This window comes from Niabella aurantiaca DSM 17617, from assembly GCF_000374125.1.
Classification (GTDB): Bacteria; Bacteroidota; Bacteroidia; order Chitinophagales; family Chitinophagaceae; genus Niabella; species Niabella aurantiaca.
In genome coordinates this window covers 41256-60570 of sequence record NZ_KB893625.1, presented here as the reverse complement: position 1 = coordinate 60570, position 19315 = coordinate 41256, and the positions used below count along the sequence as shown (strand labels likewise).

Annotated in this window: 19 protein-coding genes; 9 read left to right on the top strand and 10 right to left on the bottom strand. The window is 50.8% G+C overall.

Annotation, left to right across the window (positions count from 1 at the left end; translation table 11 throughout):
- Positions 1-139: 139 nt before the first annotated feature.
- The 3 genes from B160_RS27990 to B160_RS0100295 all read right to left on the bottom strand — a co-directional run bounded on the left by B160_RS27990 (position 140) and on the right by B160_RS0100295 (position 3204).
- Positions 140-1333 carry a FecR family protein gene (locus B160_RS27990; RefSeq protein WP_018625836.1) on the bottom strand — a complete coding sequence of 398 codons (1194 nt, stop codon included), beginning with the start codon at positions 1331-1333 and terminating at the stop codon, positions 140-142.
- A gap of 90 nt (positions 1334-1423) precedes the next feature.
- Positions 1424-2008, bottom strand: coding sequence for an RNA polymerase sigma factor (locus tag B160_RS0100300; protein WP_018625835.1), 585 nt, complete (start codon positions 2006-2008; stop codon positions 1424-1426).
- 149 nt (positions 2009-2157) lie between these two features.
- Entirely contained in the window at positions 2158-3204 is a 1047-nt protein-coding gene (locus B160_RS0100295) for an isoaspartyl peptidase/L-asparaginase family protein (RefSeq protein ID WP_083927660.1), read from the bottom strand.
- 64 nt (positions 3205-3268) lie between these two features.
- On the opposite strand from B160_RS0100295, the gene queG reads away from it, so the two are divergent.
- Positions 3269-4198, top strand: coding sequence for a tRNA epoxyqueuosine(34) reductase QueG (queG, locus tag B160_RS0100290; RefSeq protein WP_018625833.1), 930 nt, complete (start codon positions 3269-3271; stop codon positions 4196-4198).
- Between the two features lie 102 nt (positions 4199-4300).
- Here queG and B160_RS0100285 read toward each other — a convergent pair whose 3' ends face one another.
- The 3 genes from B160_RS0100285 to sppA form a co-directional block, all read right to left on the bottom strand.
- Positions 4301-4798: an SRPBCC family protein gene (locus B160_RS0100285; RefSeq protein ID WP_018625832.1), complete on the bottom strand. Its 498-nt coding sequence runs from the start codon at positions 4796-4798 to the stop codon at positions 4301-4303.
- A gap of 139 nt (positions 4799-4937) precedes the next feature.
- A complete protein-coding gene (locus tag B160_RS0100280; RefSeq protein ID WP_018625831.1) occupies positions 4938-6065 on the bottom strand; it encodes an ABC transporter permease in 1128 nt (375 codons plus the stop codon).
- A 42-nt stretch (positions 6066-6107) separates the two neighbouring features.
- The gene (sppA, locus tag B160_RS0100275) at positions 6108-7862 is read right to left on the bottom strand and encodes a signal peptide peptidase SppA (protein ID WP_018625830.1); all 1755 of its coding nucleotides are present in this window, start codon (positions 7860-7862) and stop codon (positions 6108-6110) included.
- A gap of 73 nt (positions 7863-7935) precedes the next feature.
- Between sppA and folK the strand changes: the two genes are divergently transcribed.
- The 5 genes from folK (at position 7936) to B160_RS0100245 (ending at position 13162) form a co-directional block, all read left to right on the top strand.
- A complete protein-coding gene (gene folK / locus B160_RS0100270; protein ID WP_018625829.1) occupies positions 7936-8415 on the top strand; it encodes a 2-amino-4-hydroxy-6-hydroxymethyldihydropteridine diphosphokinase in 480 nt (159 codons plus the stop codon).
- 35 nt (positions 8416-8450) lie between these two features.
- A complete protein-coding gene (locus B160_RS0100265) occupies positions 8451-9086 on the top strand; it encodes a deoxynucleoside kinase (protein WP_018625828.1) in 636 nt (211 codons plus the stop codon).
- A 381-nt stretch (positions 9087-9467) separates the two neighbouring features.
- A complete protein-coding gene (locus B160_RS0100260; protein ID WP_018625827.1) occupies positions 9468-10730 on the top strand; it encodes an MFS transporter in 1263 nt (420 codons plus the stop codon).
- Between the two features lie 180 nt (positions 10731-10910).
- Complete coding sequence (locus B160_RS0100255) at positions 10911-11714, top strand: 3-keto-disaccharide hydrolase (RefSeq protein ID WP_018625826.1); 804 nt, start codon at positions 10911-10913, stop codon at positions 11712-11714.
- Positions 11715-11893: 179 nt separating this feature from the next.
- Positions 11894-13162 (top strand): CinA family nicotinamide mononucleotide deamidase-related protein, encoded by a 1269-nt coding sequence (locus B160_RS0100245; RefSeq protein WP_018625824.1) that lies wholly within the window; start codon positions 11894-11896, stop codon positions 13160-13162.
- 3 nt (positions 13163-13165) lie between these two features.
- Here the strand turns inward: B160_RS0100245 and B160_RS0100240 are convergent, their stop codons facing one another.
- From B160_RS0100240 to B160_RS0100230, 3 genes are all read right to left on the bottom strand, one after another.
- The gene (locus B160_RS0100240; protein ID WP_018625823.1) at positions 13166-13681 is read right to left on the bottom strand and encodes a 5' nucleotidase, NT5C type; all 516 of its coding nucleotides are present in this window, start codon (positions 13679-13681) and stop codon (positions 13166-13168) included.
- Positions 13682-13729: 48 nt separating this feature from the next.
- A complete protein-coding gene (locus B160_RS0100235; protein WP_018625822.1) occupies positions 13730-14251 on the bottom strand; it encodes a GNAT family N-acetyltransferase in 522 nt (173 codons plus the stop codon).
- A gap of 114 nt (positions 14252-14365) precedes the next feature.
- The gene (locus tag B160_RS0100230; RefSeq protein WP_018625821.1) at positions 14366-15463 is read right to left on the bottom strand and encodes a DUF3810 domain-containing protein; all 1098 of its coding nucleotides are present in this window, start codon (positions 15461-15463) and stop codon (positions 14366-14368) included.
- Between the two features lie 62 nt (positions 15464-15525).
- Here B160_RS0100230 and B160_RS0100225 point away from each other — a divergent pair, with 62 nt between their 5' ends.
- A complete protein-coding gene (locus tag B160_RS0100225; protein WP_026309416.1) occupies positions 15526-16077 on the top strand; it encodes a GNAT family N-acetyltransferase in 552 nt (183 codons plus the stop codon).
- A gap of 9 nt (positions 16078-16086) precedes the next feature.
- On the opposite strand, the gene B160_RS0100220 is transcribed toward B160_RS0100225, so the two are convergent.
- Positions 16087-17277, bottom strand: coding sequence for a M20 metallopeptidase family protein (locus tag B160_RS0100220; RefSeq protein WP_040679340.1), 1191 nt, complete (start codon positions 17275-17277; stop codon positions 16087-16089).
- 208 nt (positions 17278-17485) lie between these two features.
- Between B160_RS0100220 and B160_RS0100210 the strand changes: the two genes are divergently transcribed.
- Both B160_RS0100210 and B160_RS0100205 read left to right on the top strand, forming a co-directional pair.
- On the top strand, positions 17486-18163 hold the full coding sequence (locus tag B160_RS0100210; protein WP_018625817.1) for an HD domain-containing protein: 678 nt from the start codon (positions 17486-17488) through the stop codon (positions 18161-18163).
- A gap of 5 nt (positions 18164-18168) precedes the next feature.
- Positions 18169-19314 carry a methionine aminotransferase gene (locus B160_RS0100205; RefSeq protein WP_018625816.1) on the top strand — a complete coding sequence of 382 codons (1146 nt, stop codon included), beginning with the start codon at positions 18169-18171 and terminating at the stop codon, positions 19312-19314.
- Position 19315 lies beyond the last annotated feature (1 nt).

Genomic DNA, 19315 nt, shown 5'->3' with positions numbered 1-19315 from the left:
GGCCCATGTAATGAATCTTAAAATTCATACATTTGTAATTGTTATGGTTTTAGATAATATGACTCCTGTCTTTGTTATCCGGACCTGACGCGCCGGAAGTGTTGGCCCACTTCCGGATTTTGTTTTTATGGCCCGGTGATCATTCTGTTACATATATTTTTCTCCCTTCGATTTTAAAGTGAATATTGCCTACAATTTCAAGCATCTCCAACACGCGCGAAAGCGGTACGTTCCGTTCGATCTTGCCATAAAAAAGATTATCGGGCAACTGATCGTATACAAACTCTACATCATACCATTTCCGGATCTGCTCTTCCATGGTCTTAAAATCCGCCGAGTCAAACTCAAAGTAGCCGTCCTTCCAGGCAATCGCGGCCTCAGGGTTGCTTTTCTCCGCGATGCTGACCACCCCTTTTCCTTTCACAAATTCAGATTCCTGGCCCGGCTTTAATATGCGGGAAACACCCGCGCCCGATAACTTAATGCTTCCCTCCAGCAGCGTGGTTTTGATCACCGAAGCATCTGTACCCGTGTTCACGACAAAATGCGTTCCCAATACTTCCACGGACTGGTTACCGGACATCACCCGGAATGGCCTTGCCGCATCTTTGGATACCTCAAAATAAACTTCGCCTGAAGACTGTACCTGGCGCTCCTTCTGCGAAAACCATACCGGGAACCGGACCGTGGAACCGGCATTCAGCCAAAGCTTTGAACCATCCGGCAGTTCGACCCGGGAGGCGCCGCCCACCGGTGTGGTAAATGTAGCAAACAGCGGCTCCGGGACCGCCTCCTCTTTGGCACCGGAATCCCGGAACTGTACCACTCCATCATCCGACCTGGAAATAACAATGCCGTTCCTGCTGTACAAAACGCCTTTTGAGGTACTGTCGACCTGCACCGCAGATCCGTCTGAAAAATGGATGACCGCTTTTTCGGTGCCGGGCAGCACTTCTTTTTTGCCGGCGATGGCCTCCTGAACGGGCCGCGTTTCCCCGTACTGGTACAACCGGTACCCGGCCCAAACCACCAGGAACACCGCCGCTGCAGCAAGCAGGTAGCGTTTCACGGAGCTTCGCTTTTTAGCAATCGTCCCTGCCGCAGCCGTCGCTTCCAGCAGTTCCCGTATGCGGCCGCTTTGCTGTTTGGTAATCGATGCACCCGCTGGCGCTTCTTCGGGAAGATGGTACTGCCGGTATATTTCGGCAAGCAACACACGATCGGATTGCGGACTACGGATAAATTCCATCAGCTCATCAATCTCTTCCGGCAGGCACTCGCCGGCGACGTACCTGCGCATCAGCTCGCTATAATAACGGGTATCCTTTTCCATTGACAATACACTTTAGCCCTTCCTAATATTAATATAATATCTCCCTCGTTCAAAACAGGGTGGATACGGGGGCTCTTTTTTAAAAAAAATTTAGAAAAATGACAAGAACACAAACAGGATCAGGGGCTGAAAATCGATATACCGGCTCATATAGCTTTTGATGGACCGGGTGGCCAGTACCATATGTTCCTTTACGGTATTCTTTGAGATCCCCAGTTCAAGGGCAACACCGTCATAGGTCTTGCCTTCATCACGGCACAGGCAGAAAACTTTCCTACGCTGTACCGGAAGACAATTGATGGCATCGGAAAGGAGGGCCTCATATTCTTTCCAGCGCAGCTGTTCTTCATTGGAAAAGGTGAGCGGCACCGTCATAACTTTGATCCGTTCGGTGATCTCCCGTTGCCGGGCATTTTTTTTCAATGTCTTGAATATGCAGTTCCTGGAAATCTTATATAAGTAAGCCTGCAATGAACGGGTACTGTCTACCCGGTCCTTTACACGCCAAAGCGTTAGAAATACTTCCTGGAGCACATCTTCAGCAAGCTCCGGCAATTTTACAAACCGGATCGCAAAAGCATAAAGACGCTCGTGATACAAATCATAAATCCTTGTATAAGCTGAAGTATCACCATTTCTCAGCCCTTCGATGATTTCTATTTCTTCCGGTTTCATATGATGTTCATGTAGCAGCCTTGGCAAGCTTCCAGGTAAGGCAATAACAAACACGCAATTAAAGGTATACAAAACCTGCAGCCCATCCGTCCTGCACTGTCATGCCTGGCTGCTGCCGTTAACCCGGCCGGCCGGCAAGCAGCTTCTGCTTAATCGTTGTACAGGAAGATCGTTATTTTCCCATCCTTTGTGATCGCCGCACGGTACATACCGGCCGTATTAAAAGGCATTGCCGCATTTCCGTTCCGGTCCAAAGCGATCAGGCCACCGTTACCGCCGCTGCTGCCGATCTTTGTGATCACTGCATCTCCGGCCTCTTTTACCGGCATACTTTTATATTCCATCAACGCAGACAGATCATAAGCGGCTACATTCCGGATAAAATATTCGCCCCAGCCGGTGCAGGACACAGCTGCCGTTTTATTGCTGGCGTAGGTGCCCGCCCCGATCACCGGTGAATCACCGATCCTCCCAAACCTTTTGTTCGTCATCCCACCCGTGGAGGTTCCTGCCGCCAGGTTCCCGTTCCGGTCCAGCGCCACAGCGCCCACGGTTCCGAACTTATAATCCGGGAAACCGGTCCCCGGCTGCTGCTGACGGTGCCCCACCTTCGTTTTCGGTGCCTCATCCCGGATCGCTTTTTGCAGCCCCTGCCATCGCTCTTCGGTATAAAAGTATTTTGGTCTTACGATCGTAAGACCACATTGTTTTGCAAACTGTTCCGCACCTTTTCCGGACAGCATAACATGTTCCGACCGTTCCATAACTGCTCTTGCCGCATCAATCGGGTTCTTAATGGTGGTTACCCCTGTTACCGCGCCCGCTTTGCGCGTGTTTCCATCCATAATGGCTGCATCCAGCTCATTGCGCCCACCGTGTGTAAACACCGCTCCCTTGCCTGCGTTAAACAACGGATTGTCCTCCATTATCCGGATGGCGGCCTGTACCGCCTCCAGGGCCGGTTGCCCGTCTTTGATTTTTGCATATCCTGCTTTTAAAGCAGCCTCAAGCGCTTCCCGGTACACTTTTTCTTTTCCGGACGTCATTTTTGACCGCAGGATCGTGCCGGCCCCTCCGTGGATCAGCAATACGTACTGCCCCTGGCCGGGCAGCTGCTGACTGGTTACGGACTGGCCGGCCGCAATGTGGCACAGGAAGCTTGCTGCTAACAGGAAGCACAGCCGGGCTCTTTTCATATATCTGTTTTTAACCATCACAAATTTAAAGTTTAATTTACCGGAAGCCAGTAATTTTACCAAAATGGATCCGATCGCACAGCATACACAGCTTATAAAAAGATACAGTCGTGAACTGGGCTTTGACTATTGTGGTATCGCCAAAGCGGAGCAGCTGGATGAAGATGCCCGCAGACTGGAACAATGGTTGTCGAAAGGCATGCATGGGGGGATGCGGTACATGGAAAACTATTTCGATCTGCGGATCGACCCGGCAAAGCTGGTGCCCGGCGCCCGGTCGGTGATCACCCTGCTGATGAACTATTTTCCGCAGCAAACACAGCAAACGGACGGACCCAGGATCTCGAAATATGCATACGGGCAGGATTACCATGAAGTGATCCGTGCCCGGCTGAACGCGTTGCTCCAATACATAAGGGAACAGATCGGTGCCGTCAACGGCCGTGGGTTTGTAGACTCTGCACCGGTGCTGGAACGCACATGGGCCCGGAAAAGCGGGCTGGGATGGATTGGCAAAAATGGTAACCTGCTGGTAAAAGGCGCGGGATCGTTTTATTTTATTGCTACCCTTATCACAGATCTGGCGCTTCAATATGATGATCCCTACGGAAAAGATTTTTGCGGCAGCTGCACCAAATGCATCGATGCCTGTCCCACCCAGGCTATTTTACCCGGTAAAGTAGTGGATGGCAGTAAATGCATTTCTTATTATACGATTGAATTAAAAGAAGCGCTGATACCGGAGGAGGCAAAAGGCCGGTTCCAAAACTGGGTATTTGGCTGTGATGTTTGCCAGGACGTTTGCCCCTGGAACCGTTTCAGTACGCCCAACCAGCAGCCGGATTTTACACCCCTGCCGGAGGTCCTCAACCTTTCCACGAGGGAATGGGAGCATTTTTCAGAAGAACAATTCCGGAAGATCTTTAAGCATTCTCCCATCAAGCGCACGAAACTGAGCGGCATTCAGCGGAACCTGAAATTCATCCGGGGTTGAAGTCTGTTTGCCACCAAGTCCCAAAGGCAGAAAGAAACACTAAGATTTTTTATCTGCAGGCGTAAACTATATTATTGAATTCCTTCGTGGCCCCGTAGCCCATTAATGTACATTCTCCTTTAACTTTTTCAGCCCTTCTTCCATGATCTGCCCGTAAGACCGGTCTACCAGCAGCCCTGAAAAACGCTCCCAGGGGTACCATTTAAAATTAAAATCCATATAATTCTGAAGGGTCAGCGAATCCGAATGCGCATAACGGATCAGTCTCCAGCTGTTGAGCACCGGCTGTACGCCCTTTTTCATCTGAACGGTAACCAGCGAATCGGCACTGGTGGTCACCTCCAGCTGTATGTTCTTTACCGTCGCTCTTGTAACCCTTCCGCCCGCGACTGTTACATCTTTCAGTTGCAGTGTATCAAAACCCGGGTACCAGTTCTTCCAGCGCGACAGGTCCCCGACCTCGCTGAGTACAGAGTCGGCTCCCGCATAAAGGTTTATTGCCCGCGACACGCGGACATGCGACGGCAGCAAGAGCGTTACACCGGTAACGGCCAGTAAAAGAATGATCGCACTAAAAAATAAGAGCTTTATATATTTCATATTTGCGTTCTTAGATTAGACGTTAGATAATAGACGTTAGACGATAGACCTTCAACTTAAACATCGGTCCCCGGCGTATTCCCTTTCAGGGAGCAGGCCTGGAACTTTGAACCTGGAACCTGAAACGTTGAACCATTCCTCACTCCCACCGCATAATTTTTGAAACGGTGAAATAAACCACCAGGATCCACAAGCCCAGATAGCCCAGCTCTTTCCAGCAATCATACAGATGCAGGCCTTCAAATGACACTTTGCGCATGGCATCATTGAACTGTGTCAGCGGCAGCAACTCACAAAGACGCTGCATCCATTTCGGAAATACATCGATCGGAAAAAAGGTACCCGAAAGCAGTATTTGCGGAAATCCAAAAACATTGATCATGAGCGGGATCACCGTATCATTTTTTGCGATGCTGCTAATGATAAGTCCTACCCCCATCAGTAAAAACAACATCACCACCGATAGCACCAGCATTTCCAGGAAGGTCAATGCCCCGTGCACCAGTGTGAAATCTAAAAAGAAATGCCCCACCAGGATCAGCACCACCAGGTTGATCAGCTGGAAGAACAGCCGGCTGGCCCCGATGCCCACCAGGATATTGAGCTTTTTCACCGGTGAAGCATAAAAACGTTTTAAGACCAGCTGCTCGCGAAGATTAAAAAAGACAAAGGCAATACCGAATAAAGTGGAGAACAGGACGGAAAACCCAAGCTGACCGGGCAGTACAAAATCAATGGAACGGTATTTTTTTCCGGGAACGATCTGTGTTTGTATGGTATAGTTCTTTTTTATGTGCGCTGCATTCAGCTGAATACGAAGCGCTGCATAGTCAATGGCCCGCACCAGTCCCGGGAGGGCCGCCGTGCCGACCTCACTGGTCTTTAGCCATATCCGGGCCGTTTCGCCCGTATCCCTTGCGTTCCGGATGAGCAGCACGGCATCCAGCTTGCCTTTGCTCAGGTCCTCGTTGCGGGCAGCGGTATCATGATAATGCACCAGTTTCATAAACCCGCTGCTCACCAGGCTGTCATAAAGAACACCGGTGGTATCCCCGGAAGGGTCGACCGCCACGGTTCTTGCCGCGGCCGGCCGGTCGGTAAATGCCCCAAAGATCAGGATGAACACAATTGGAAAAAGCAGGCTGAAAAAAAGGGATGACGGCTGACTGAATATTGCTTTAAAACTTGCTTTTGTTATGGCCCACAGGGCCCTTGACTGGTTATACTTCATGCTGATGCCTGATTGCTTGATCTGCGGTTTGTTCAACCTTCTTTTTTATTATTTGTAGCGGGTCCCTGTTGCTCCCCTTTAATGGACCGAAAACGTAAAAGGCAGCCGTGCCTGCACACTATTGGTCATTTGTTTTACCGATTTCAGCTGCTCATACACGGTTGCATACTCCGGCCCCAGTTCCTGCCCCACCATCGTGGCGGCGCTGCTGTTCCTGCTCACTCCCAGGAGACGCTCCAGCAGGCTCCCATGCCGAGGGTATTCTTTTACCCTGAACGTTTTTAATCCTGCTTTTTTCGCCGCTGCGTTGAGCGCGTCTTCCAGCCCCCCAAAGCGATCGATCAGTCCGATCTCTTTTGCTCGCAATCCGGTCCATACCCTTCCCTGGGCAATGGTTTCGATATACGCCGTGTCTTTTTTCCGGCCTTCAGCCACGCGTTGTTTAAACTGATCATAGATCCGTTCGATGCTGCCCTGAACGATCTTCTTCTCCTGCTCGGTCATGGGGTGATCAACGGATCCGGCATTGGCCAGCGGCCCCGTACTGACGCCGTCAAAAGTAACGCCCAGCTTGTTTTTCAGGAACGCGCTCATATCCGGAATGACCCCAAACACGCCGATGGACCCGGTCAGCGTACCGGGCAGGGCAAAAATACTATCCGCGGCACAGGACATATAGTACCCGCCCGAAGCTGCAACATCTCCAAAGCTCACCATCAGTGGCTTGGCAGCCTTTGCCATCTTCATCTCCCTCCAGATATGGTCGCTTGCCAATGCGCTGCCGCCCCCGGAGTTTACACGGACCACAATGGCTTTAATGGAAGGATCCAGGCGCACTTTGCGTAACAGATCTATATATTCACCGTCGCTGATCACTCCATCCTCCCCTTTTCCATCCACAATGCTGCCCGCCGCGTAGATCAGGGCGATCTTTTCTCCACTGCCTTCCAGATCTTTATTCGCCTGTGCATATTGGCCGATGGTCACAAAATCGATCTTGTCGGCGCTGTCTATTTTTAATTGCTGTTTCAGTTCCAGCCGCAATTCATCATCGTAACGCACCCCATCGATCAGCTTCCTGTCGGCGGCGATCCGTGGGGTAAGGATAGCACCCTCATTGGCCCACTGGTGCAGGGTGAGCGTATCCAGCTTCCGGGCAGCAGCCGTTTTTTGCAAAAGGTCGGCATACAGGTCATTCAGCCAAACGCTGGTCTGTAATTGATTGGCTTCCGTCATCTTTTCTGCGCGCAGCGGCTCAGTAGCGCTTTTAAATTTCCCTGCATAAAATATCTGCGGGTTGATCTGCAGTTTATCCAGGGCCCCTTTCAAAAAGAGATAGCTCACGCGGTACCCCACCCATTCAAAGTCCCCGGAGGGGCTCACATAGATTTTATTTGCAATATTTGCCACTGCATAAGCCTTCTGGGTCATCGTATTTCCAAATGCAATGACCGTTTTTCCCGAACGTTTGAAATCCTCCAGCGCTGTCCGGATCTCATCACTCGAGGCAAACCCGTTTGCATTTCCATTGGCTACGAGGTAGATCGCCCGGATCCGGTCATCGGTCTTCGCCTTCCTGATCAGGCGGATCACATCATACAGCGACGGTGTGGCCTCCAGCGATCGTTCCTGAACGATCGATTGTACGTCACTCGAAGGAATTTCCACATAGGCATCGGCCAGGTCGATTTTCAATACCGACGGGTCCGTGATCACCGGAACGGCACGGGAAACTGCGCTGCTGGCCATACCCATAAAAAAGAAAAAGGCAATGACACAGAATGCAAGGACGGCCAGAAAAGCGGCGAGGAATACTTTGAAAAAAGAACGCATATAATGAATTTAAAACAGATCTCCTTTGATGAAATGCCAAAATTAAAGATATTTGGCTTGTAGCGCATTACAAATGAACCATGCATTTTTATTAATCGGCGGAAACCTGGGCGACCGTGCGGCCCATCTGACGCAGGCACGCGACCTGATCAGCCACCGCATTGGCCCGGTCCGGAAAATTTCGGCGATCTATGAAACCGCCGCCTGGGGACTTACCGACCAGCCCGACTTTTACAACCAGGCCCTCCTTGTAACCACACCGTTGCTGCCGGAAGCCCTGATGCAGATGATCTTAGCGATCGAATCGGATATGGGGCGCGTTCGCAAAGAACGATACGGGCCACGGGTGATCGATATTGACATCCTGCTGTACAATGACCTCGTGTACCAGTCGCCGGTGGTAACCCTGCCCCACCCCCGGATGACCGAGCGCCGGTTCGTGTTGGCTCCGCTGGATGAAATTGCGCCGGAACAGATCCACCCGGAGCTGAACCGGACCATCCATCAATTGCTGTTGCAAACAACGGATGCCTCCCCGGTAAAAAAAATATAAGGTCTCAAAATTGTACTTATTTTGCAGGCAGTTACATGCAGTACGATTTTATCACCATCGAAGGCAATATCGGTGCCGGAAAAACGACCCTGGCCACGGCGCTGAGCAGGAGCTGTAACGCACGCCTGGTACTGGAGGAGTTTGCAGACAATCCCTTCCTGCCAAAATTCTACGCTAACCCGCAGCAGTTTGCTTTTCCGCTTGAACTTTTCTTTATGGCGGAACGGTACAAGCAACTACAGGAGCTGCTCGTTCAAAAAAACATGTTCCAGCAGCTCACCATCAGCGATTACCTGTTCACCAAATCGCTGTTGTTTGCCCGGGTAACCCTGTCGGAAGATGAATACAAACTGTACCAGCGTCTCTTTGATATTATCCAGCAGCAATTGATACAGCCCCAGCTGCTGATCTATCTTCATGCCCCCATAAAAAAACTACAGGAGAATATAAAAAAGCGGCAGCGCACCTACGAGCAAAAGATACCGGATGCCTACCTTCAAAGCATCCAGGACACTTATCTCCAGTACATCCGGCAACTGCCCTTTCCCATTTTGTTCGTAGATGCTTCGCAGGCGGATTTCATTACCAACGACCGGCACCTGAACATCGTTGTGAATGCGCTGAACAAACCCTATCCCCCCGGGCTACACCCGGTTGCCCTTCCGGCATAGCTGAAATCAGGTACCCGGCAGTTAAGTGATAATATTTCAGGCTTACGGCTTGAAGTTTCACGTTAGCTCCGGTGCATTCACCGATCACAGGCACGTTTCTGGTTTAACGTTTAATATTTGTTGGATCCATCTCATCCCCGGTGTTCCATCGACTATTCACACCTGCCGGATCCGGTTTCATACATAATACCGGGCGCTCATTCTCACATTTCCACACTTTCAAATCTTCAAATTCTCAAATCAGCTCCTAAGTTCTCCGGACAAATTGTTCTATACAGTAGCTGCCTGTTAAACAACCTTAACCTGCATTAAAAAGGGAGCACAAAACGCCGGTAAACTTTAAACATCAAACGTGAAACGTTCATTACCTTTGCTGCCTCAATGGAAAACGAGCAACCACCTGTTGTACAGGTTACAGACGACCCGCTGGGCGCGGTACGCATCCCCGAATACCGGAACCTGATGACCGGTCGCTTTTTGTTTGTATGCGCCATGCGTATGATCACCACTGTTGTGGGCTGGTGGATCTACCAGCTTACCAAAGACCCGCTGGCCATTGGACTGATCGGCCTCTCGGAGGTGATCCCGGCTCTTTCCCTGGCGCTCTATTCGGGCCACAAGGTAGATATCAGCGATAAAAAGAAGCTGTTGCTCCGGTCTGTGGCCGGCTACTTCTTTGCCGCATGCTTTCTTTTGTTCCTTTCCACGGATACAGCCGCAAAAACTTTTCATATCCGCCATATTACCTGGTGCATTTATGGCACTTTTTTCTTCACGGGGATTCTCCGGTCCTTTGCCGGCCCCTCGTTAAACTCAATGATCGCCATCATTGTTCCGCGGCACCTGCTGCAAAATGCCACTACCTGGAACCAGGGCACCTGGCTTTCCGCCTCGGTTACCGGTCATGCGCTGGGCGGATTCCTGATCGCGCTTTATGGCATTACCAATACCCTGGTGGTGATCGCCACGTTGATCTTTACGGCATTGCTGATCCTTACACAATTAAAGCCCAAACCGCCGTTTAAAGGCAATCTTGAAAAAAAGACCCTGGAAAGCGTAATGGAAGGGCTGCGTTTTGTATTCCATACAAAAGCGCTGCTGGCTGCGATGGCGCTGGATATGTTTGCGGTACTTTTTGGCGGTGCCGTGGCCCTTATTCCGGTTTTCGCTTCCGATATTTTAAAAATAGGCCCGCTCGGGTACGGATGGCTCAATGCCGCCTCCGATATCGGCGCCATCATCATTGTGCTTACCCTTACCTTCTCCCCCATGAAAAAAGCACAGGGTAAAAAAATGCTGATCGCAGTGGCCGGTTATGGTATCTGCATCATCCTGTTCGGCCTATCCAAATGGTTTCTTCTGTCATTTGTAGCGCTACTGGTTTCCGGCATCCTCGACGGCATCAGCGTGGTTGTAAGAGGAACCGTTATGCAGCTGCTTACACCGGATCATATGCGCGGCAGGGTCAGCAGTGTCAGCGGCATGTTCGTAACCAGCAGCAATGAGCTCGGCCAGTTCGAAAGCGGCGTAATGTCGCGGGTAATGGGTGTGATCCCTTCCGTCGTTTTTGGCGGCGGCATGACCCTGATCGTAGTGATCACCACCTGGCTGAAAGCCCCTACGCTGCGAAAATTTGAATACTGAATCTTTTGGTTCCGGCTGCAGTGCTCCTCCCGGCTTTACTTGTGTCACTCACTGCAGCTTCAGTACGCTTCCCAAAACGCCTTGAAAAGCAGGACGGATGCATATTACAAAAGTGATAACCTGCAGACATCGCCCCTTCAATGTTAAGATCCGATTGCCTATCTTTATCCAAACTATTGTATGTTTAGCAGATATTTTTTCTTTGCAATACTTTTCTTCATACTGATCCATGCAGGTTGCTCCACATCCCGCCATCGTGCGGCCGAACAGGAAGGTTGGACTTCACTGTTCAACGGCAGGAACCTGGATAACTGGATGGTGAAGATCCACCACCATGAAACAGGCGACAACTATGCCCGTACGTTCCGTGCTGAAGACGGCATGATCAAAGTACGTTACGATGGCTATGATCATTTCAACGAACGCTACGGACATCTTTACTACAAAACGCCTTTATCACACTACCACCTGAAATTCGAGTACCGTTTTCTTCCGCAATCCGAATGGCGGACCGATGCACCGGAATACACCATTGAAAACAGCGGCATCATGTATCATTCGCAGGATCCGCGCACCATGCCGAAAGAACAGGACTGGCCCATTTCCATCGAAATGCAGCTGCTGGCCGGCTTATCAGATGGCAACCCAAGAACCACCGGCAATATGTGCTCACCGGGTACGCATATTTTTTATCAGGGCAAGCTGGATACCCGGCACTGCATCAACTCCACCTCGAAAACCTATCCCCCGGGGCAGTGGATCAGGGGCGAGCTGATCGTACATGGCGACTCTTTGATCACACACATCATTGAAGGCGATACGGTAATGCAGTATTCCAAACCCCAGATCGGCGGGCCGGTGGTGAACCGGTATGCGCCCGATCAGAAAATCGACGGGAAACCCCTTACCTCGGGCTATATTGCCTTGCAAAGCGAAGGGCAGCCGATCGATTTCAGGAATATTTATCTGAAGGTATTGAAATAAATGGCCGGCGCACATGCCTGCTTCCACACAATGAAAGGCAACATACCAACCTTCCGGTCAGCAAAAATAACGGCCCCGGTTTGTATCATTACAAACCATCAAAGCCGGGTAATCACCGTACCGCCGTCTTTGATCTGTTTTTTGATCCATAAAAGTTGAATATTTGCAAAAACTTTGTCATGAACGCTTCCATTATTACGATCGGTGATGAATTATTGATCGGACAAACCATTGATACCAACAGTGCTTTTATTGCACAGGAATTTAACAAAGCAGGCATCTGGGTCAGGCGACGGGTGGCGGTCGGAGACAATGCTGAAGACATCGAAACCGCGCTGAATGAAGAATCAAAGCAGGCGCAGATCATTATCCTTACCGGCGGACTGGGACCTACTGCAGATGATATTACCAAGCCGCTTTTAAACAACTACTTTGGCGGCAAAATGGTGATGGACCCCAATGTAGCCCGGCATATTGAATACCTGTTCCGGGAAGTGTACCGTCGCCCCGGCCCCATTACCGAGCGCAACAAAAAGCAGGCAGAGGTGCCGGATGTGGCAAAGATATTGCACAACGCCCGGGGGTCGGCGCCCGGCATGTGGTTTGAAAAAAGCGTTGATGGCAGGAACGTGGTCTTCGTTTCGTTACCGGGTGTGCCGCACGAGATGAAGGGATTGCTGATCGATGAGGTGATGCCGCGGCTGCTGAAGCATTTTAAATTTCCGTTCATCGTGCACCGTACAGCATTCACCGCCGGAATGGGAGAATCCATGGTGGCAGAACGGCTGCTGGATTTTGAAGCAGCCCTGCCCCGGCACATCCGGCTGGCCTACCTGCCCAGCTTTGGTATTGTAAAACTGCGGCTCACCGGCCAGGGCCGCAAAGAGCAGCAACTAACAGAAGAGGTCGGCTTACAGTTTGACCAGCTGACGGCGCTGCTGGAAGATATTGTCGTTTCCAAAACAGATGAGCCCATTGAAAAAATCGTCGGGCACCTGCTGTTGAAACAGCAAAGGACCGTGGCTACTGCCGAAAGCTGTACCGGTGGTAATGTGGCGCACTGGATCACCCGGGTGCCCGGCTCCTCCGCTTATTACAATGGCAGCATTGTTTCCTATTCCAACATCATTAAAGAGGCGCTGTTGCAGGTGCCGGCAACAACATTGCGCACGCAGGGCGCCGTCAGCAGCGAAACAGTGGAAGCCATGGTAAAAGGTGCATTGCAACAATTGGGCACCGACTACGCGGTAGCCACGTCGGGCATTGCCGGTCCGGATGGAGGCACCCCGCAAAAGCCGGTAGGCACCATCTGGATCGCCGCAGGGAACCAGGACCGGATCGTTACCAGGCTGCTGCAGCTCCGGTTTGACCGGGAGCAGAATATTGAGATCACTACCATGCAGGCCTTGTTATTGCTCCGTAAGGTCATTCTGGGTCTGGAAGGCTAATGCTCACAACAAGACCTGTTCCACCTCCTGCCAATCGGCCACACGTACGTGTTTCCCGGGGTCTTTCGTCATGTTGTGCGGCTGGGCATATAGCAGGGTTCTTCCATTGAAATGGTCCAGATTCTTAAAATGATCATCCAGCATAATGTCCCCGTGTATGACCTTCTTGGAGCCACAGAGCACCATCTGTTCCCAGCCGAGAAATGAAAAATTTTGCTGCAGCCACTGGTATTTTTCATAAAGGCTTAAAGGAAATTCCATAGCCGCAGATACGATATATACTTCATATTTCCGGTTCAGGCGCCGCATCACCTCCACGCTTCCCGGCATGACCGGGGCTTCGAGAAAAAAACCAGGCGTATTCACATAGGTTCCCGCATTTTTAAACGCTTCCCGCTCCGCTTTCCCGATAGCAGCCGCTGTTTCCTGCTCTATTCCCAGCTCTGCCTTTTCATACTTTCGAAACTGGCTGTACACATCCGCCAGCACGCCATCCATATCAATAATTAAACGTTCCATATAAATGCTTTCCTGTAAAAGAGCTGTTTTTTTTAGCTACAACCGGCATCAGACCGCTTCAAATTCTTTGGCATACACCACAATACCGGATACATTCTTCAAACCAAACTCCACCAGCTCTGCCGCCATAAAGGCTTCATCGGGCACGTCAAAAGGAGCCTGGATATTCCAGCGGGAAGCCGGTTGAAAACCAAATTGGGGATAATAAGTTTCATGGCCCAGGACAATCACAGAAAGGTAGCCGATTTCCCGGGCCTTGCTCAGTCCCGCCCGGATCAGGGCAGCCCCGATACCCTGCCTTTGAAAGCGGGTACGGACGGCTATAGGCGCCAACGCCAGGCTTTCAAAACAATGATTAAAGCTGTCGATAATCTTAATTTTGGTAAAAAGCACATGTCCCACGATCTGCCGGTCTTTTTCCGCTACCAGCGAAAGCTCCGGAACAAAAGCACTGCTGTTTCTGAGGAGGTCTACCAGGTTCGCTTCTTCTGCCCTTCCAAAGGCCTCTTCGTTCACATCGGAAATGATCCCCACATCTGCACTGCGCTCTTCCCGAATCAATACGTCCATTGATCTGAAATTTTACCAAATTTAAGAAAGGAAGCGCGTAAATAAAGCCTCCGGCGAAATCTTTGCGAAATTTTAAAACTACGAAGCCATTCATGGACCCGGATCATCTATCGGTCAGATCGCCTCCTTCCCGTATTTCTTGTACCACCCCACCAGCCAGAAGACCACTTCGTCATAAGCCCGCTCTCCGGCGGGCTGATTGTTGGCCCTCAGGTAGCTTCCATACAGCCAGTCAATAACGGCCTCTATCCGGTTTTCGTATTTTTTGTAAAACGCACGGTACGCTGCAAAATCCTTTCGCACCTGCGGGTGAAGGGTGCGGTCGTACTGTTTTACTTTTGCGGAATCCATCAAAAAAAGCATCCCGCTGGCGTACGCGTACATTACAAAATCCGTTGCATACTGAAAATGAATGGAGGGATGTTGCCGGCTGGTTAAAAAACTCAGGAAATTTGCCTCGCTTTCCATTCCATACCCCACCTGGTGACCGATTTCATGGGTCACCACAGAGGGCAGCAGGAAGGCAGGAATGGTCGTGTTGACCTGTGCCTCGCCCGTAAAAGGATTATAATACCCCTGCACACCTGTATAGTTCATCAGCTCGCCAAAAAGCGATGCTTTTACGGACCCCGGCCGGCTATCCAGGAAAGGATAGGCCTTTTCCGCCATCCGGTATGCATCCTCCGCCTGCTTAAAGAGCAGCGAACGATCGCTCAGCAGGGTCCGCTCCCCTAACGGCACCAGTGTTATATCCCTGTTGATACGGTTGTGCAGCAGCTGTACCAATGTGTCCAGGTCCTGCCGGGTCACTTCTTGATCCGAAAGACCAAATTGTGCCGCAATGCCCTGCCGGCTGTAATTCAGTCCCCATAATGCGTAAAAAACAACATACAGCAAAAGCAATGCGAACAGGAACCGCATCCATCCGCTCCGCCAACGGACGTTGCGCTGTCCGCGGTGCAGCAGTGCGCGGATTGCGCGGATGCACCAGATGATCAGAAAAACGATCACAGCAGCATAAAACAGGTCGCCCACGCTGAATGGCAGCCAGCCCAGGAGCAGACGCTGGGCCTTTGAAGTCAATACATAGACGCCGCGGGTGTAATATTTTTCAACCACACCCGGAAAAAAAGAGACCAGCTTGATCATCAGGGCCAGTCCGCCAAGCAGTACCCAGGCCTTATTATTGCGCATCCAGTGCAGCCGCTTCATATAAAAACAAATGTATCATATTAAATGAATGCGCATACCACATCCCTTTGTTAATTTTAGGCATGAAAATCAATCCGGTTACGGTAACGCTTAAAAACAACGTAACCATTACCATAAGAGCAGCTATAAAAACAGATGCGGAGGACCTGTTGGAAGCGGGGTGGCGCTACCTGCAGGAAAGTCCGTACCTCATTTCCACTGTCAATGAATTTAATTTTACCAAACAGCAGGAGCAGGCGTGGATCCGCTCTTTAAATGAAAGCGACAACAGCCTCCTGCTGGTGGCCATATATAACAACAGGATCATCGGCACCCTTCAGCTAAGCGGCGAATCCCGGAGCAAGATACGGCACAATGCCCTCCTGGGGATCGCGGTACGCAGGCAATGGCAGGAGGTGGGCCTGGGAACGGCACTGATCCGCACCGCAGTCGGCTGGGCAAAGGCCAAAGGCATTCTTAAGAACATCTGGCTGAATGTGCATGCCACCAATGGATTGGCCATAGCACTTTACAAAAAAATGGGGTTTACAGAAGCGGGATACCAGAAAAATTACATCCGGGACCCCGGCGGCCGGCAGATCGACAATCTCCTCATGGGTCTGTTTCTGGAATGAGCAAGGCGCTCAGGCAGTTTGCAGCCAGCGGAGCGCCGTATAGGCCATCAGCCCCGCTCCCAGCTCCAGGGCGTCTTCGTCTATATTAAATGATGGCGTATGCAGCGCCGAGCAAATATCCTGCTCCTCATTACGCACACCAAGCAGGTAGAAAAAAGAAGGACATTCCTTTCCGTAATAGGCAAAATCCTCTGACGCCATCCAGATGTCCCGGGGCAGTACATTTTCCTTTCCCATGTATTCTTCAAAAAAGCTGATTGCCCGGGAGCTGAATGCCTCATCATTTTTCAGATGCGGATAGCCTTTCCGGATCTCGATGGTGCACCGGCCGCCCATGCCGGCTACCAGGTTTTGGGCCAGTTCTTTTATCTGCGTATGGGCCTGCCCGCGCCAGGATTCATCCAGCGTCCGGAACGTGCCTTCTATCAGTACCATGTCCGGGATGATGTTGATGGCGCCGTCTGCCTTTAAACGGCCAAAGGACAATACCGTTGGCATCAGCGGGGGCGCATTGCGGCTTACCACCTGTTGCAATGCCTGCAGCAAAGCACAGGTGATCATCACCGGGTCTACCGCTTTGTGCGGCTCGGCGCCGTGGCCGCCTTTACCATGCACTTCGATCTTTATTTCATCCATAGAGGCCATGAACAAACCGGTACGCACACCTACCTTTCCCACCGGGATCCAGGGCATTACATGCTGCCCCAGAACAACGTCGGCACGGGGCGCCGTCAGCCCGCCTTCTTCGATCACCTGTTTCGCCCCTCCCGGCAACAGCTCTTCTCCCGGCTGAAAGATCAGCTTAACGGTTCCGGAGAATGCTGTCCTTATCAACTGCAGGATATGCGCCACACCCAGCAGGGAAGCCGTATGTGCATCATGGCCACAGGCATGCATCACACCTTCATTCACCGATTTGTATGCAACGGTATTGGATTCGGTTATGGGCAGGGCATCCATATCGGCCCTTAAAGCGATCACCTTGTCTGAATCCCCGTTCCCTTCTATCAGGGCCAGCACCCCCGTTCCGGCAATAGGTTTCCACGGAATGCCCAGCAGATCCAGCTGCTCCTTGACAAAAGCCGATGTATGGAACTCTTTAAACGAAAGTTCCGGGTGCCGGTGTAGCTGTCGCCTGTAACCGGTCACTACTTCTTTTATGGCAGCAGCTGCTGCTTTTACTGTTTCCTTTAATTCCATGTTGGTCCTTTCCTGTTTTATGATTGTATGCGTTGGCAATAACATCAGGGAGACAAAAGTAGCAAAGATCTTTAATTTATCGGGTGCCCTTCCTTAACAATGCAGGAAAAGCGGAAAGCGGACAACAAAACAACATTTCCAAAAAAGTTGCGCAGCCGTCCGCCAGGTCTTTTCCCGAAATAAATATCTTTGTTCCAGAATCATCATCATGGCGGACCATAAAGAGCTCATTAAAAAGACCCGCATTTTTGTTCAGGAACAGTTACAACATGCAGAAGCAGGCCACGACTGGTTCCATATTGAGCGGGTGTGGAAAACGGCAAAACATATAGCAGCACAGGAAGCAGCCAACCTCCTGATCGTTGAGTTGGGGGCCTTATTGCACGATATTGCGGACGCTAAATTCCATAACGGCAACGAAGACCTGGGCCCGCAGATGGCCCGGGAGTTCCTGTCAGGGGAACGGGCAGACGAATCCCTGATCACCGCGGTGGAAAACATTATCCGGCATATCTCCTTCAAAGGAAGCTACCAATCCGGTAGCTACAAGACCATTGAGCTGGATATTGTACAGGATGCAGACCGGCTGGATGCCCTGGGGGCTATCGGTATTGCCCGGGCATTTAACTACGGGGGCTTTAAGAACCGGAAATTGTACGACCCGGCAATAGCGCCAGCCACCTATAACACAAAAGAACAGTACAAAAACAACGAAGCGCCTACGATCAATCACTTTTACGAAAAACTATTCCTGCTAAAAGATAAAATGAATACGGCCACCGGAAAGCGAATGGCGGAAGACCGGCACCGGTTCATGGAATTTTTTATAGCACAGTTTTACCGCGAATGGAACGGTGTACACTCCTCTGAATTTTATATCCAATAAAAAAAATGATCTTACCATCCAAACATTCTGCAGCAGCGGTTAATATATTTACGACCATGTCATCGCTTGCTCGGAAAGAAAATGCATACAATCTTTCCCAGGGGCTGCCGGATTTCCCCATAGCTCCGGCATTAAGCGATCTGTTAAAAGAAGCCACGGTAGAGGGATTCAACCAATATGCGCCCATGCCCGGCCTGCCGGAGCTCCGGCAAAACATTGCCTCCTCCTTTAATAAAAGATACAGCAGTAATTATTGTGCGCCAGACAGGGTAACCGTTACCCCCGGCGCCACCTACGGCATTTTTACAGCGCTGACCACTGTTTTGAACAAGGGTGATGAAGTCATTTATCTTGAGCCTGCATTCGATTGCTATGTGCCGGCCATCGAGATCAACGGAGGCATCCCCGTTCGTGTACAGCTTGATGCGCAAAAGAACTTTGAGATCGACTGGCAACAGATCAGCGACTCCATTACTCCTAAAACAAAGGCCATCATCATCAACACACCACACAACCCCAGCGGAAAAGTGTGGGCGCAGAACGATTGGGACAAACTTGCCGCAGTCATCGGCCACCGCGATATTTATGTAATCTCCGACGAAGTGTACGACACTATTGTATACGATGGCCTGCAACATATTCCCGGGTTTCTCCAAAAGAACCTGGAGGGCAAAGTACTGTCTGTCTATTCCTTTGGGAAAATGTACCATATTACCGGGTGGAAGATCGGTTTTGTAATAGCAGCGCCCGCCTTTACAGAAGCATTCCGGTCCATTCACCAGTACCTGGGGTTCAGTGTGAACACGCCGGCACAATACGCCCTGGCAAAATATCTGCTTATTGCGGATCAGGAAGCCTCGGCCATCATGTTGCAGGCCAAACGCGATCTGCTGGTCAGCAGGATGCAGTCATCAAAATTCAGGCTGAATGCCTTGTCAAAAGGCTCCTATTTCCAGTTATTTGATTACAGCGGGGTAAGCAGCCTGGACGATGTGTCCTTTGCCCGGTGGCTGGCTATCGAACATAAAGTGGCAACGGTTCCGTTAAGCGCCTTTTACCGCGTTCCGCCCGGAATAAAACAGATCCGTTTAAGCTTCGCAAAAAATGATGACGTCCTTAACGCAGCCACCGCAATACTCGGCAATTTATAAG